We start from the raw sequence: 15,721 nt of genomic DNA, 5'->3' as shown, positions 1-15,721 counted from the left end.
AATGATACCGGCGAGTTAAACGGCGTGCATGTCAACGCGACGATTGTCGGTCTTGTAGGGAGCGGCCGCAACGGTTGCACGGACGGTCTTTTGCGCATGCCCCGGCTCGCCCCAGATGACGGTCACTTGCGACCCTATCTCGGCGTGATCGACGTCGATCACACATAGCGAAAGCATCTGCCGGAAATAATAGCTGTACCCTCTCGATGTCGAAACGCCGACTTCCTTGTCACCAATCCTGACACTGTCGGCGTACATGAAGCCGCGCTGATCGCGCGGCATTTCGATAAAGTGGTAGGGTTCTCCGGAACGGAAAAGCGAGGCATAGATATCGACGACGTCGTCGGCATTCCACACAAGAGTCCGAATGACGCGCGTCGGCTGCGCGACTTCCGTTTCGAGTGCTTTGCGGCCCAGAAAATCATGGTCGAACTTGATATTTTTCCCCCAGCCCAACTCCACCGGACTTCGATACCAATCTGCGACACTGTCGGATTCGAAACTGCCGGCGATATTGAACGTGGACGCGAAGGCAGGGAGGCCTGCCTTGAAATCGGCAAGATAATCCTTGAGTTCTTCGTCAAATATGGCGGGCAGATAGTCCGTGACGATGGTCGGAAAGCAGGCTTCGAGATGATTGATGAACGCCGCACGCCCTCCGAGCTTTCGGATGCCAAATTCGGCGCCTGCTTCTACCACAGCGTCATAGACGGCCTGGGCATCGTCCGATGGCCCCTGTAGTTCCCAGCCAGGCTCGCCTGACATGCCCTGTCGCAAGGCCACAACGGGGCGACCGGCGATGACGCAGTCGCCATTGCGCATGAACTTGATGTCCCGAATGGCCTCGCCAACGAGCTTTTCCATGACAGCGGCGGCCTTGGGACCGGCGACCTGGAAATTATAGCCCTCCTCTGCGATCGACTCGACCTGATAGGCGCCATGTTTGAGCTGATAGTCGATCCAAAACGTCCCGCGACCGAACAATCGCACTTCGTCATCGGCCAGACGGGTGAGAATGCCTTCGGCAATGACCTTGCCACGGCGATTCGTGTGGGTGACATGCTTTGATTGATTGATGTCGAATTTGGCAAAACTGTTCACGGAAAAATCCGAGAAGAGCTTCAGCACGTCGGTGCCCTTGTAGCGGCGCTGCCACAGGAAGGACCAATCGCCGATATAGCAATTGTCCTTCCACGACATGCTTTCATCGATCCAGTCCGTATATTCGGCCAGGCCCCAACGGGTCGTGAAATAGCCTTCGGGCGTCTTACGCATTTCGATGGGTTTCATAATCTCTCTCCGCGACAAGGATTAACCGGCGAACACGACGGTACGATGGCCATTGATGATTGCCCGGTCCTCCAGGAAAAGGAGAACTGCGCGAGACAGGACGCGCCGTTCGATGTCCCGCCCCTTGCGCACAAGATCGTCAGCGCTGTCGCTATGGCTCACCCGTTCGACGTCCTGTTCGATGATCGGACCTTCATCCAGGTCAGCTGTCACGAAGTGGGCGGTCGCGCCGATCAGCTTGACCCCTCGCTCGTGCGCCTGATGATAGGGCTTGGCGCCCTTGAAGCCCGGCAAGAAGCTGTGATGGATGTTGATGCAGCGCCCCGACAGAAATCCGGCCAGATCATCAGACAATATCTGCATGTACCGCGCGAGGACGATCAGATCCGCACCAGTGTCCTGAACAATCGCCTTAATCTGGGCTTCCTGCTCCGACTTGGTGTCTTTGGTGACTGGCAGATGATGATAGGGAATGTCGCCCACATTGCTGACCGACAGCGCCTCGCGCGGGTGGTTGGATACTATTCCAACGATATCCATCGGCAACTCTCCGAGGCGATAGCGGTAGAGGAGATCGCCAAGGCAGTGGTCGAATTTCGATACGAGAAGCAGTACGCGCTTCTTGCGGGAAAGATCGCGCAGGGACCATTCCATATCGAAGCGCTCTGCTACCGACGCGAAGTGATAGGAAAGGCGCGTGCCAGCATCAGCCTCCGCGGTAAACTCCATGCGCATGAAGAAGCGTCCGCTATCAACGTCGTCAAATTGACGAGCTTCGAGAATGTTGGCGCCTGCCTCGAACAAATTCGTCGCGACGCTGGCGACGATTCCTGGAACATCCCGGCACGCCAGCGTCAGGACATAACGCGGTAAAGATAGAATCGAATTCATAGATTTTCCGTCTTTTCGGCTTTCGAAGGCAGGCTCGATCAGTGCGAATGCCCGCTATGGTTTGTCTTCGGGAAGTGGCTCGCCATCATGGAGATAGGCTGGCGCCTCGATCAGGATGAACGCGATGCGGCAGACCCTGTCAGTCGTATTGCGCCACAGATGATTGGTGCCGCGCTGGATAATGATACCGCCCTGCCCCACCGTTTTCCTGGCACCGTCGTCCAACTCCAGTTCGATTTCACCCTCCAGCACGATACCGTAATCGATGGAGTTGGTGCGATGCATGGGGCTTGCCCGCCCAGGCATCATGTCGACCACACGGATCACCGATCCGCCGTCCAGGGTCAGTCCCGCATCACGAAGGCGGCCGTCGGTTTCGTCATTATTGTCGGCTGGAACGGTTGGCGTGGTCCAGATCAGCAGGAATGAGGCATCCCCGCTCGGGATCATCTTCGTCGGCGTGACGTCTTCCGATTTGAAGACCGCACGTCCGTGATCGTCATGACCGGTCACGACACGCTGGACCGGTGGAAGTCCGGAATCGGAAGTCACGCTCATGCTTTTACCACCTTCTGCTCGATTGCACCAAATGGCGCATGCCCATGCTCATCCACCGCCTGCATCCGCACGGTGTCGCCAAACTTCATGAATGCCGTGCGCGCCGCCCCTTCGTCGATCAATTCGATGCCCCGCCGTTCGGCAATGCAGGAAGAGCCGATCTCCCGGAAATTCGCGTTCGATACAGTGCCCGAACCGATCACCGTGCCGGGCACCAGATCCCGCGTGCGCGCGGCATGGGCCACCAGTTCGTGAAAGCCGTGGCCCATCGGTTCGCCATTGGCAGCGCCAAAACGCTGGCCATTCCAGTCGACGTTCAGGTTCAGGCAGACCCGGCCATTGCGCCAATTGCCGCCCAGTTCGTCCGGCGTGATCGCAAAGGGCGCCATCCCGCACGGCGGCTTGGCCTGTATCCAGCCAAAGCCAGTCTTCATTTCCGGCCCCGCCAGCGCACGCAAGGACCAGTCATTGATCTGAACCACCAAACGGATGTGGCCCATCGCGTCCTCTGCGCTTGTCCCCATAGGCACTGCATCCACGATGACCCCGAATTCACCTTCGAAATCGATACCCAATGCCTCATCGGGAAATTTCACATCGTCGCGGGGACCGTAGAATTTGTCGGACGTACCCTGATACATTAGCGGCGCCTGGGACGTTGACTCCTCGACACCTAAAACAGCGGACATGAGGTCGCCATGGCTCTGAAACGCAGAGCCATCGAGCCACTGCCAGGCACGCGGGAGGGGCGCTGCAAGCTCTACCTGATCTAGCGCCTCGGGAAATTCATCGATTGCGGCCAATTGCGCCATCGTCTCGCTCCAACGCTCCAAGGCTTCCTGCATGGTTTGCAACGGGGGCACGGCATAGCGCTTGCCGTCAGGCGATATCGCCACCAGTTTCCCATCTTTCGTACCATCGCGCAAAGTCGCCAGACGCATGCCGCATATTCTCCCGATTTCTTATCAGATTCTGGCGATAAGCAGCACGACGGGCAGGGGCAAAGGCATTCGGTCGATAGGCTCGCATCGATATAATGCGATGGTCGGCTTTCCTACAGTCATGCATTTAAGGTCGCAATTGCAACCGAATGTGCGGATCGAAACATGGCTAATTGGCTCAAGCGCGGCGCCACCACAGATGTCAAGGCAGAGGCGGATCGGAAGGTTCGCGATACAGTGGAAGCGGCGCTGGCCGATATCGAAAAACGTGGTGACGCCGCCATTCGGGAAATGAGCATCAAGTTCGATGGCTGGGATCGGGAAGATTATCGCCTGACCCAGGCAGAGATCGACCGGGCGGTCGACAGCCTGACCCCGCAGGAGCGAAAGGACATCGAGTTCGCACAGGCGCAGGTCAAGAACTTCGCTCAGATCCAACGCGCATCAATGCTGGATGTCGAGGTAGAAACCATGCCTGGCGTCGTGCTTGGGCATAAGAATCTGCCAGTCAACGCCGCAGGCTGCTATGTGCCGGGAGGTAAATATCCCCTGCTCGCGAGCGCTCACATGTCGGTCATCACCGCCAAGGTGGCCGGCGTTCCGAGGGTAATTACATGCGCTCCGCCCTTTCAGGGGAAAATTGCCCGCGCGATCGTTGCCGCCCAAGCCATGGCGGGAGCCGATGCGATCTACGCCCTTGGCGGCATCCAGGCTATCGGTGCGATGGCCCTCGGCACGGAAAGCATCCGTCCGGTCGACATTCTCGTCGGTCCCGGCAATGCCTTTGTCGCGGAAGCGAAGCGCCAGCTATTTGGTCGCGTCGGCATCGATTTATTTGCTGGCCCCACCGAAACCCTGATCATTGCCGATGAAATCGGCTGTGACCCCGAAATGGCAGCGACCGATATCCTTGGCCAAGTCGAACATGGCCCCGACAGCCCCGGCGTGTTGCTCACCAACAGCGAAAAATTCGCCCGTGAAACAATGGCTGAAATCGACCGCCTGCTCCAGATACTGCCGACCGCCGATTATGCCCGCAAGGCCTGGGAGACCTTTGGTGAGGTGATCGTTGCCGAATCCTATGAAGAGATGGTCACGATCGCCGACGAAATCGCGAGCGAACACGTCCAGGTGATGACCCGCGATCCCGACTATTTCCTGATGAATATGACCAACTATGGTGCGCTGTTCCTGGGCGCGCGTACCAATGTTTCGTTCGGTGACAAGGTGATTGGCACCAACCATACCCTCCCGACCCGGAAGGCGGCGCGCTACACCGGTGGTCTGTGGGTAGGCAAGTTCCTCAAGACCTGCACCTATCAGAAGGTTCTGACCGACGAGGCATCGGCGCTTGTCGGCGAATATTGCAGTCGTTTGTGCGCGATGGAGGGCTTCTCCGGGCACGGCGAACAGGCTAATATTCGCCTGCGCCGGTTTGGAGGTCGCAATGTTCCATATGCTGGTCAGGCCGAAGCATCTGAACTGACCCGCGCATGACAGCCCTGCCCCGCACGCCATCGTTTCGCCTTGACGGCAAACGCGCATTGGTGACCGGCGCGGGGCGCGGCATCGGTCTCGCGGCTGCCGCCGCACTGGCCGATGCTGGCGCGACGGTGACGCTGCTAGCGCGTTCAGCACAGGAAATAGAGGACGCTGCGCAGGCGATCGGAAACGGAGCGGTAGCCGAAACGCTCGACGTTACCGATATAGAGGGGATCGCTGCATTCTTCGCTGCGCGAGACCCATTCCACATCCTTGTCAACAATGCGGGCACCAATCGTCCCAAGCCAATGTGGGACGTGACGCCAGCGGACTATGACGCTGTGCTGGGCCTCAACCTAAAAGCGGCGTTTTTCGTAGCGCAAGCCTGCGCGCGGCGGATGATCGACACTGCCACGCCGGGGTCTTTGATCCACATCGGGAGCCAGATGGGCCATGTTGGTGGGCCAAACCGTAGCCTCTATTGCGCCAGCAAATGGGCAATGGAAGGCATGAACAAGAGTTTCGCACTCGATCTGGCCGTCCACAACATCCGTTCGAACACCATTGCCCCCACCTTTATCGAAACGCCGCTGACGCAGCCGATGTTCGCCGATACGGCCTTCAGGGCGGAGGTTCTCTCCAAGATCAAACTGGGTCGGATCGGTCAGGTGGAAGACCTCATGGGAGCGATTCTGTTTCTCGCCTCCAACGCCTCAGCGATGATGACCGGATCGAGCCTCGTGATCGACGGGGGATGGACGGCGGAACGAAGCAGAATAGGGCAACGCGATGACAGAATTGGACACCATCCCCGAACTGGACATCGACCCGTTCGACACGGCCTTCCTGTCCGATCCATTCGCCTACCACCCGCTCCTGCGCGACACGGCCCCCCTGCTTTGGCTGCCTTCCACCGGCTGCTATGCGATGGCCCGACATGCCGAAGTAACGGCCGCGCTCAAGGACCATGGCACGTTCGTGTCCGGGCGCGGCGTGGGCCTTGCCGATTTTGCCCGCGAAGAACCCTGGCGCGCGCCTTCCCTGCTGCTTGAAGCCGATCCGCCTTTGCATGATCGCACGCGCGGGTTGATGAACCGGATCGCGTCGTTGGCCAATTTGCGCAAGGTCATGCCGCAATGGCAGGCGAAAGCCGATATGCTCATCGAGAGCCTGGCAGGAACCGGCCCGTTCGACGCGGTGCCTGCCCTGGCCGAGGCCTTTCCGCTTTCCGTTTTCCCCGACCTGATCGGCCTGCGCAAAGAAGGGCGCGAGAATCTGATCCCTTACGCCACCGTCGCATTCAACGCCTTCGGTCCACGCAATGCCTTGCTTGCAGAGGCGATGGATGATGCGCGCGATGCAACCGTCTGGGTCGCGGAAAGCTGCCATCGCGACAGGCTGGAACCGGACGGTTGGGGCATGCAGGTCTATGAGGCGGCAGACCGTGGCGAGTGCAGCCATGACGAAGCGGAGCGGCTGGTGCGCTCGTTCCTCACTGCTGGAGTCGATACGACCGTCAATGGCATTGCGACCATGATCAAGGCCTTTGCCGCCTTCCCCGATCAGTGGCAGCGCCTGCGCGCGGAGCCAGGATTAACGAAGAAAGCGGTCGAAGAATCGTTGCGGTGGGGCAGCACCGTCCAGACCTTTTTCCGCACCACCGCGCGCGATGTGGATGTCGCGGGTTCAACGATACCGGAAGGCGCGAAAATACTGCTTTTCCTCGCCGCTGCCAATCGCGATCCGCGCCGGTGGGACGATCCAGACCGGTTCGACATCGGTCGGCAGGCCAGCGGCCATGTCGGCTTTGGTTTTGGCATCCACCAGTGCCTTGGCCAGATGGTTGCCCGCATGGAAACCGAGGCCGTGATCAACGCGATGCTGCCCCGCGTTTCGGAAATCCGCAGCGCAGGGCCGGTCAGGCATCGCCTCAATAACACCCTGCACGCCGTTGGCGCGCTGCCGATTGATCTCATTCCCGCCTGATAGAAAGATCCTTCATGTTCGAGCCTTTCCCCGGAAACTATGTTTGGAACCTGGCCACCAACCTGGCGCTGGTTTGCGGTGGCAATCATGGCGAGATTGATGAAGCCAACCGCCCGCTGATGGATGCTGCCAAATCGGGCGCGGACGCGGGTTCGGCGGCGTTGTTCGACAGCTGGATACGCGTCGCCGATCAGGTCAGGCGCAATGCCGAGCGCGACGAGGCGGAAGGTTTCATCCTGTCGGCTGGCACCAAATATCTGCGCGCCTCGGGCTATTATCTAGCCGCCGAACGCATGCAGAGCCGGGACTATGCCCCGCGCTGGGCGGCGTATGAGATGGGCCTCACCTTGTATCACAAGGGGGCCGCGATGCGCGGCCTGCATGTCGACAAGGTCGAGATAGCGTATGAAGGCAGCGCCTATCCTGCGATCTTCATCCATGATGGCAGCGGCACCCCCCGGCCGACGCTGGTTTCGGTCAACGGCCTCGATTCGATGAAGGAACAGGTCGATATGGGCGGTCACGGCGCATCGAACCTGGAGCGCGGCATGAACACCCTGTTCGTCGATCAGCCGGGCACAGGGGAAGCGATCCGCAAGCGCAATCTGCCCGCTGTCTATGACGCCGAACGCTGGGGCAGCCCGGCCTTCGATTATCTGTTGACACGCAGCGACGTGATCCATGACAGGATCGGTATATTCGGCCTGTCCTTTGGCGGATACCACGCCCCGCGCATCGCGGCGAACGATCCACGCTATGCGCTCTGCGCGGTCATGGGCGCGAACCATGTCTGGGGCCAGCGTCAGCGCGAACGCGTGTCGAACGAGGGCGAGAATCCCGTGCCCCACTATTGGGATCATGTCATGTGGGTGTTCGGCATCAATGACAGGCAAGCGTTTCTGGACTATGCCGATCAGATTACGCTGGATGGCCAAGTGGAAAAGATCAAGGTGCCGTTCCTGATCACGCATGGCGAGAATGATCGGCAGATCCCCGCCTATAACGCCCTGATGTCCTATGATCAGGCCGTAAACAGTTCAAAGCGCACTTTACGCATGTTCACCAAAGCGGATTTCGAGGTCGAGCATTGCGGCGCCGACAATGGTACTGGCATGCGCGATTATATCGCGGACTGGTGCGCCCAAACCTTCGCCGAGATGGACTGATGGCGCAATTCGCCTTTCACCATGGCGGGGTCTCCGTCCCCAGCCTTGACGAAGCGATCGACTGGTATGGCCGCGTTCTCGGCTTCGAGCTGGAAAAGCGGTTCTACATCGAAGCGGCGAAAAGTCACACCGCCATGATACGCAAAGGCGCGCTGCGGTTCGAGATATTCGAGGTGGAAGGGGCTGCACCGCTGCCCGAAGACCGCCGCCATCCCCCGCGCGACGTACAGACCCACGGCAATAAGCATGTCGCCTTTCGCGTGGGGGATCTGGATGCATTCCTTGTCGAAATGGCCGATAAGCAGGCAGACATCGCCCTTGTCGTGCGCGAAGCGTTCGGCAAGGGCTGCTTCATTCGCGACTGCGCGGGCAATCTGATCGAATTCGTCGAAGAGCCGTAAGGCCGTGCCGGTGCTAAACCTGTTCCCGTTTCAACACATCCGCCACACGGCGACGTGCGAGCACCGCCGATTTGTCGATCGGCAGTAAAAGCGGCTTCATCTCAAGCAGATCGCGCAAACCCATTCGCTTTTGAATATCGGCGATCATCGGCTCGTCTTCATTCTTGAATGCGCCTTCTACCCCAAAGGTGAAGGCCTGCGACACCTGCTCGTCACCCTGCTTGAGATTGCGCCCGCCGGCCCAGAAATAATGCGTGGTCCGTTCGGTTTCCGGCGTCAGCAAATGGCAGAAGGGCACCTGCACATATGTATCGTCCATATCCGCGTGATGCGCCACGTCGAAGCCGTTGCGCTGAATCAGGTTGGACGGCGCGCTCCAGCGCATTTCAGCCATAAGGCTCATGACAGGCGGCACATCATCCCACAGCGCGATCACCAATTGGGTGCGGTTACATTGCGGGCGGGTATAGCGCGATACGACCTCATCCCCTTCTTCAAAGCATATGACCTTGGTCGGAAAGGTATCGGTCGGATCGACCAGGAAGGGATGCAGAAATTCGACATGGGTAAGGTCCAGCAGATTGTCGATGACCAGCTGGTAATTGCCCTCGACGTGCAGATAGCCCGTTACCCAGTCGAACCGGGCGTCTTCCCGTGCGCTCAGCGCCGTTATGGTTGCGGGGTCTGCGTTGGCCGGATCGCCCATCCATATCCACAGCATGCCATATCGTTCCACCAGCGGATAGGCCCGCACGCGGATCGCGCCGGTAACGGGGCCGTGCGGGTTGTGGCTGCATCGTCCGTCGGGTCCAAAGCGCAGCCCGTGATAGGGGCAGGCGATGGAATCGCCATGCAGTTTGCCATTGGCCAGGGCAGCAAAGCGGTGCGGACAGCTGTTCGCCAACGCCACGGCAACCTGTCCTTCAGTGCGATACAGCACCACCTCTTCACCCAGAAATGTCCGGGCCATCGGCTCTGCACCCAGCAGAGACGACCAGGTCGCGGGATACCAGCTTTCGCGGATGAAGGGCATATATCTATCCTCTCGCCGTGCGCTCCACCAACATCGGCAGGGCCACGCTTTTTCCATTGCTTTGTTCTTAACCGGTGCGAATGCTGAACGGCATGGCGATCAGTTCACAAAAACGGCTTTTCCGTCCGGATTTTTCAGCCCCCGGCATGATCAGCGGTCTGGTGGCCGATGTCCGGCTGGCGGGTGCGTCAATCGCCCGCTTCACACTGCGCGAAACGGGCAGTCTGGCCATGCATGGGATGCCCTATCTCTTCGTCGCGCTTCAAGGCTCCTGCCACGCAGACCTGCCGGATGGACGGCAGGTCAAGATGGAGCCTGGCGACGCAATGCTGGCGTTGGGCGGCGCTGTTGCGCGTCTCGCTGCGAGCGATGGCTTTGCCCACTGCGCCGACATGGGTGAGGTGTGGCGGGCCAATGCCGCCCCCCCGGCTTCGATCGAGGGTTATGAACGTCCGGTGGATATCGATTGGGGCGACGGCCCGCCCGGCTGCGTCCTACTGGGCAGCGTGATGGTGCTATCGCATCTGGCCACGAGTTTACCGATCGTGGCAGCGTTGCCGCCCGTCCTGCTGATGCGGGGGGACGAAAGCGGACTGACTCTCTGGACCGATGCCCTGCTCCAGACGCTGGCTGCAGAAGGCAAGCAACCATCCGACGGATTTGCTGCGATCAGTGCGGTCATCGCCCAGTTGATACTGGCGCAGATCCTGCGCGCGCATCTTGCCAGTCATGCGCCCGCGTTGACCGACATATTGGACAAGGGCCAGTCCCGCGCACTGGCCGGGTTGATGCGCAGGTTGCAGCGGCACCCGGAACGGCGATGGACCCTGATCGGCATGGCGCGCGAAGCAGGCATGTCGCGTACGCGCTTCGCCGAATATTTTGGCCATGTGACAGGCACGACGCCATTTCGCTACCTTGCGGCCTGTCGCATCGACCGGGCCGATGAACTGTTGCACGAAACCGACCTGCCCATAGCGGACATCGCACTACAATGCGGCTACCGATCCGAGCGGGCCTTTCGTGAGGCGTTCGTCCAGGCGCATCAGATGCGCCCGCTGGCTTTCAGAAAAGCGCGGCGGGCGCAATCTGGCTGATTCAAATGGCGTGCTCATCGTCCTGGGTCAGATTCGCCAGGTCGCCGCCGATCGGCTGCTTGCCGGGCTTTGAGCGCCGAAAAGCGTCAAAGCTCTTGCGATCGGCATCGAATGCCATGTCCCACGGTATATTATCGCCCCGGAAAATCGCGGGCGCATTGGCCGACCACAGCAGCGAGCCGAACTTGAAGTCCCACGCACGCGGCACCCAATGATCGTCCAGATAATCGGTATCGGCATGATATTCCGCTTCGCCCGCATGGCCGGGCATTTCGCAATAATAATAGATGGCACTGGACACGCGATGGCGTGAAATGCCGCCGCTGGTGTTCATCGATGTATTCTTCCACCCCTTATTGTCCATGATGTTGGCGCCCAGCATCACCTCGTCAATGTCATCGCAGCCAAAGGCGATGTGCATGAATTTGAAATGGTCGGGCGCGATCGGCAGGTCACAGTTCACCCAGAAGATCGAATGATGTTCAAACGTGCCAGGGGCGCGGGAAAAGATGCCGGTGCCCTTGCTGTGATCGACATAACGGAAGCCCATGTGGCGCTCGTAAAATTCAAAGCTCCCCACATAATCGGGACTGAAGAACACCACATGATTGATCGTCTTGGGGATAGCCCGCTTGCGCCAGATGCGATGCTGGTTGAAGCGTGGCCAGTGCGATGGGGTATTGACCGGGCTGGTTTCCGACACCACCGCCTGCTTCGCCCACACACGCAGGGCGATCGGCTGCCCATCGGGACACACGCAACGCACAGTGCCGTCATCATCGCGCGTCACGGGAACTTCCCCGGCAAGGCTGCTGGCGATCCGCTCCAGATTTTCCGCAGTATTCACGCCCCAGACGGTTTCCTTGAGCCCGTCGCCTTCAAATGGGTCGGGTGATGGCAATCGCGCATCACCGTGCCGCAACAGGATGACGCGGCTGCCGGACTGGAGGCGGAAAACCACCTTGTCATCGCTCGCACTATCCAGCGGCAGTCCAAAATCAGCCCAGAAGCGCATATGTTCGGCAATGTCGGTGACGCCGAAAACAACGCTTTCAACGCCAAGCACGGCCGTTGACGAAATGGGGGGCATAGGATCTCCTGGAATCTGTCAGGCATCCTTTTTGCCTCCCGTTGCGCCCATACAGAAACATAAGTTTCCGATGCCATGCTATCGACGCTACCGATGGATGGTCGACCGATAGGGTTTCCAGTTCCTGATGCGCCCGTCAGGCTTTCCGAAACAGGATTGTCAGCAAGAACAGGAAGGTCTTGAAATCGATCAGTTTCAACGCAGCCCGCGCTTCGGCGGGGGTGAGCTTGGCAACCATCGGCATCGCTCCGAATATCTTCCCTCGGATCACCAGAGCATTGCCATCACGCTCCAGTTTGCGGATCGCCATCAATTCCTTATCCTGGGCATCGAGGATCTTGGCAACCGGCACTTTTTTCGTGTTGTTCATCAAAAGGCCCTCCCGCATATCTTGTCATAGTCGATGCCCATATCGTCCATCATCTGGATCGCCGTGGCGCGCCCTGCTCCGAAAACGCCGCCACCTGGATGCATGAATGGTCCAACAAGATAGAGGCCTTCCACCCCAGGCACACGGAACGACCCCAGATCGGCCGTCGGCCGATGGCCCGCCGATTGATAGAAGAACGGCGCGCAGCCATGAACATCGCCGCGAATGAAGCTGGCGGGACTGTCGCGCTCATGGTCCAGAGGTGAACGGATCAGCCGCCCTGTGATATTGTCGTCATCAAGGTTCGCGTAGAATTTGCGATATTGCGCCAATGCCTTCTCGGCGATCTCGTCCTTGCGCTCATCCCAGGTAGGGGGGCCACCGGGGTAAAGATTGTAAGGCCCAAAGTTCACACCGTAGAACAGGCCTGCGCCCGCAGGTGCGCGGCTGGGATCGAAAATGGACGGGTCGCCGCCCGCAATCAGCCGGTCGCTCACCTCGCCACGCCGCAACTTGTCATATTCCAGAGACATGTCGCGGACGGTGTAGAAATCCATCAGCTCCGTCATCAGGGCGTTGGCATCGTTGCCGACCTTCAGCCGCAGTTGCTCCTTCAGCGTCAAATGCGTCAGATTAATGGAGAAAGTGGATTGGGTGACCCGCTCGGCCCTGTCGAGGACCGGTTCAGGCGTCTCACGCACGAACTTGCGCAAAACATGGGGATGGATAGCGCCGATCACGCCATCCTTTGCCATGAACGTCTCCCCATCGGTCAGTTCAAGCCCTACGGCCTTCCCGCCGGAAACCAGCACGCGCGATACTTCGGCGTTGCAACGGACTTCACCGCCGAAATGCTCGATCGCGCGTATCAGTGCCTTGGTAAGCTGGCCGGAGCCGCCCTTGGGGGTAGAACAGCCATAGGTGTGAACGATCCCCGGCATCACGAAAGCGCCCATGCCAGTACCCAATTCATCGGGCATTTGCAGGTTTTCCGTCACCATGCGTACGATGTGCAGCTTGAGCAATTCGCTGTCGAAATAGGCGTCCACGATGTCCAGCGCAGAGCGTTGCATCAGGTCGAGGAGAAAGCGCCCTTCGTCTGACTGATCCATCATCGCCACAAAAGCGCCGAGCGGGAACGGCGGGCTGTAGAGGCCGCTCACCAGCATTGGCAGCGCCATCTGGCTCATGTTGACAAATTTGCGATAGCTTTCAGCGTCCTTCGGGCTGGCCACCCGTGCGATTTCCTCGCACGTCCGGTCCAGATCCTTGTAGCTGCGGATGACTGTGCCATCGTCCCAGATGCTCACATGGACGAGATCGGGATAGATATATTCCAGGCCGAACTTGGATAGCAGCCCCAACTCGTCATCGCGGAGCATGGGGTTGCCCTGGATCATGATGTGGACGGCGGAATGTTCGTCATGCCAATAGCCCGGTTGCAGCAATTCCCGCGTCGAAACGCCGCCGCCAAGGTGCGGTTTGCGTTCGAGCACAAGCACCTTCTTGCCCGCCTTCGCCATATAGGCTGCAGCGGTCAGGCCATTATGCCCCGCCCCCATCACCACGATGTCATACTGGCTCATGCCTGATCTCCGGAAAAAAAGCTGCGGAAGCCGGAAATGCCGGGCACATGGCTCGCTGCGCCGCCATCGCAGACCAACACCTGGCCAGTCATGTTACGCGCAGCATCACTGGCAAGGAACGCTACCGCCTCCGCAATATCCTCTGGATCGCCCAGTTGATCGCGCAGCGTTTCGTCTTCCACAACCTTGCGCAACGCCGGCGGGAAGGCTGCGCGCAAGGCCGGCGTCATCGTCATGCCCGGTGCCACCGCATTACAACGCACGCCCAGATGTCCATGGCTGGCCGCAATCGCGCGCGTCATTTGGATGACGGCCGCCTTGCTGCTGGAATAAGCGGACTGAATGACGTGCCCCTGCAGGGCGAGATTGCTCACGGTGTTGACGATACAGCCTCTCGTCTGGACCATATGGGGCAGTGCCGCGCGGCAGGCTATCATCGTGCCGCGGACGTTCACCGCATATGTACGGTCCCATAGCGCCGTCGTCATATGTTCGATATCGCCGTCATGCCGGGCGACCTCCAGTTCCAGCAGCGCGGCATTATTGTGCAGGACGTCCAACCTGCCCAATTGTGCTACGGTCTGGGCGATCAGCGCCTCTATCGAGGCTTCCTGTTCCAGATCGAGCGCGATCGCCACTGCCCCCGGAAGCTCTGCCGCGAGCGAGGCAGCCCGGTCTGCGGCGATGTCGGCAATCACGACGCGCGCGCCGCGCGCCGTCATCAACCGTGCCGTCGCAGCGCCGATGCCACCCGCGCCGCCGGTTATGATGGCGACCTTCCCATCCATGCGAATTGCGTCACCTGTCATGGCTTAACGGTCCTTTCCTGTTCGATCATTCGGTCCAGCGCGCGGCGCACCATCACCGCACCCTTGTCGGATGGCAGCATTGCTGGCCCCTGCTCCCAAAAATCCCTGCCCCCGATCCGGCGGCTCTGCGCCTCCAGCATCGGTTTATCTTCAAAGGCGAAAGCCTGGTTGAGACCCTGCAACACAACGGGCGCGATCGCTGGATCAGCAGAAACGGCGTCGCTGGTGTGGCAGAAGAAATAATGTGTCGTCGTCGCGGTTTCCGGCGTCATCACATGACATGTCATGCTGTCCATCGGCGCAGTGGCCATTTCACCGGGTCGGGCGAGCATGATCCGTTGCACCATGTTCCCAGGTGCCTGCCAGAGTATATTATTGTAGAAATCACCCTTCCCATCCGCCACGCCCAGCGCCTGAGCATGTAAGGGTGCCAGCTTATCGTCGTTTGCGGTCCAGCTGATCGTGATCGCGTCGCCATCCTGCTGCACGGACGCACGCGCGCGGGTATTGATACCCCCGCCCAACAGTGTGGCATGGAGATAATCCGCGTGCGTCAGATCCATGATATTGTCGACCATCAATCGATAGTCGGCGTTGGAATGAAGATAGCCCTTCACCCGCGCTTCAACCGGGGTCCGATCGATAAAGCCATAGTCCGGTATCAGCGCAGGGTCCGCCGTTTCATCCCCCAGCCAGAGCCAGATGGCGGCATGGCGCTCCTCGCACGCGAACGTCCCTACCGAAAGCGCCCGAGACACCGGACCGTGCGGGTTTTCCACGCACACGCCGTTCAGGGCGAAGCGCAATCCATGATAGGCACATCTGATGGAATCATCGGCGCACTGCCCCATGGAGAGCGGCACCAGCCGGTGGGGACAGGTATCGGCCATCGCGTGGATCATGCCATCACGCGCGCGCGCCAACAGGACATGCTGCCCCGCGATCTGACGTCCTATCATGGCTTCGGGGCGCACTTCATCGGCCCATCCGGCCAGATACCAGCAATTGCGCAAAAACATGT

Annotated in this window: 16 protein-coding genes; 6 read left to right on the top strand and 10 right to left on the bottom strand. The window is 59.6% G+C overall.

The annotated features are described in order from the left end of the window. Positions 1-15: 15 nt before the first annotated feature. The 4 genes from WA070_RS15480 to WA070_RS15465 are packed head-to-tail and all read right to left on the bottom strand — an operon-like array spanning position 16 to position 3,680. Positions 16-1,290: a hypothetical protein gene (locus tag WA070_RS15480; protein ID WP_422634813.1), complete on the bottom strand. Its 1,275-nt coding sequence runs from the start codon at positions 1,288-1,290 to the stop codon at positions 16-18. Positions 1,291-1,311: 21 nt separating this feature from the next. Then, entirely contained in the window at positions 1,312-2,181 is an 870-nt protein-coding gene (purU, locus tag WA070_RS15475; protein WP_422634812.1) for a formyltetrahydrofolate deformylase, read from the bottom strand. 54 nt (positions 2,182-2,235) lie between these two features. Continuing rightward, positions 2,236-2,739 carry a cupin domain-containing protein gene (locus WA070_RS15470; RefSeq protein WP_422634811.1) on the bottom strand — a complete coding sequence of 168 codons (504 nt, stop codon included), beginning with the start codon at positions 2,737-2,739 and terminating at the stop codon, positions 2,236-2,238. Next, entirely contained in the window at positions 2,736-3,680 is a 945-nt protein-coding gene (locus tag WA070_RS15465; protein ID WP_422634810.1) for a fumarylacetoacetate hydrolase family protein, read from the bottom strand. Before WA070_RS15465 ends, WA070_RS15470 begins: the two co-directional genes overlap by 4 nt. A 165-nt stretch (positions 3,681-3,845) precedes the next feature. Here WA070_RS15465 and hisD point away from each other — a divergent pair, with 165 nt between their 5' ends. From hisD to WA070_RS15440, 5 genes are read left to right on the top strand one after another with little or no spacing between them, the layout of a single operon-like run. After that, positions 3,846-5,177: a histidinol dehydrogenase gene (hisD, locus tag WA070_RS15460; protein ID WP_422634809.1), complete on the top strand. Its 1,332-nt coding sequence runs from the start codon at positions 3,846-3,848 to the stop codon at positions 5,175-5,177. After that, on the top strand, positions 5,174-6,214 hold the full coding sequence (locus tag WA070_RS15455) for an SDR family NAD(P)-dependent oxidoreductase (RefSeq protein ID WP_422634808.1): 1,041 nt from the start codon (positions 5,174-5,176) through the stop codon (positions 6,212-6,214). The genes hisD and WA070_RS15455 overlap by 4 nt, the downstream gene beginning before the upstream one ends. A 37-nt stretch (positions 6,215-6,251) precedes the next feature. Next, on the top strand, positions 6,252-7,148 hold the full coding sequence (locus WA070_RS15450; protein WP_422634919.1) for a cytochrome P450: 897 nt from the start codon (positions 6,252-6,254) through the stop codon (positions 7,146-7,148). A gap of 14 nt (positions 7,149-7,162) precedes the next feature. Continuing rightward, positions 7,163-8,314 carry an alpha/beta hydrolase gene (locus WA070_RS15445; RefSeq protein WP_422634807.1) on the top strand — a complete coding sequence of 384 codons (1,152 nt, stop codon included), beginning with the start codon at positions 7,163-7,165 and terminating at the stop codon, positions 8,312-8,314. Further along, positions 8,314-8,715 carry a VOC family protein gene (locus WA070_RS15440; RefSeq protein WP_422634806.1) on the top strand — a complete coding sequence of 134 codons (402 nt, stop codon included), beginning with the start codon at positions 8,314-8,316 and terminating at the stop codon, positions 8,713-8,715. The genes WA070_RS15445 and WA070_RS15440 overlap by 1 nt, the downstream gene beginning before the upstream one ends. Before the next feature lie 13 nt (positions 8,716-8,728). Here the strand turns inward: WA070_RS15440 and WA070_RS15435 are convergent, their stop codons facing one another. After that, complete coding sequence (locus WA070_RS15435; protein WP_422634805.1) at positions 8,729-9,748, bottom strand: Rieske 2Fe-2S domain-containing protein; 1,020 nt, start codon at positions 9,746-9,748, stop codon at positions 8,729-8,731. A gap of 92 nt (positions 9,749-9,840) precedes the next feature. Here WA070_RS15435 and WA070_RS15430 point away from each other — a divergent pair, with 92 nt between their 5' ends. Then, positions 9,841-10,845, top strand: coding sequence for a helix-turn-helix domain-containing protein (locus tag WA070_RS15430; RefSeq protein ID WP_422634804.1), 1,005 nt, complete (start codon positions 9,841-9,843; stop codon positions 10,843-10,845). 1 nt (position 10,846) lies between these two features. Here WA070_RS15430 and WA070_RS15425 read toward each other — a convergent pair whose 3' ends face one another. The 5 genes from WA070_RS15425 to WA070_RS15405 form a co-directional block, all read right to left on the bottom strand. Further along, complete coding sequence (locus WA070_RS15425) at positions 10,847-11,935, bottom strand: VOC family protein (RefSeq protein ID WP_422634803.1); 1,089 nt, start codon at positions 11,933-11,935, stop codon at positions 10,847-10,849. A 136-nt stretch (positions 11,936-12,071) separates the two neighbouring features. Continuing rightward, a complete protein-coding gene (locus WA070_RS15420; RefSeq protein WP_422634802.1) occupies positions 12,072-12,305 on the bottom strand; it encodes a hypothetical protein in 234 nt (77 codons plus the stop codon). Continuing rightward, positions 12,305-13,891 carry a phytoene desaturase family protein gene (locus WA070_RS15415; RefSeq protein ID WP_422634801.1) on the bottom strand — a complete coding sequence of 529 codons (1,587 nt, stop codon included), beginning with the start codon at positions 13,889-13,891 and terminating at the stop codon, positions 12,305-12,307. Before WA070_RS15415 ends, WA070_RS15420 begins: the two co-directional genes overlap by 1 nt. Next, complete coding sequence (locus tag WA070_RS15410; protein WP_422634800.1) at positions 13,888-14,700, bottom strand: SDR family NAD(P)-dependent oxidoreductase; 813 nt, start codon at positions 14,698-14,700, stop codon at positions 13,888-13,890. The genes WA070_RS15415 and WA070_RS15410 overlap by 4 nt, the downstream gene beginning before the upstream one ends. Beyond that, on the bottom strand, positions 14,697-15,719 hold the full coding sequence (locus WA070_RS15405) for a Rieske 2Fe-2S domain-containing protein (protein ID WP_422634799.1): 1,023 nt from the start codon (positions 15,717-15,719) through the stop codon (positions 14,697-14,699). Before WA070_RS15405 ends, WA070_RS15410 begins: the two co-directional genes overlap by 4 nt. Positions 15,720-15,721: the final 2 nt, after the last annotated feature.

Source organism: Sphingobium sp. (assembly GCF_049304695.1).
Classification (GTDB): domain Bacteria; phylum Pseudomonadota; class Alphaproteobacteria; order Sphingomonadales; family Sphingomonadaceae; genus Sphingobium.
Note: the sequence above shows the minus strand (reverse complement) of the source record. Positions and strands in the feature narration are given on the sequence as shown.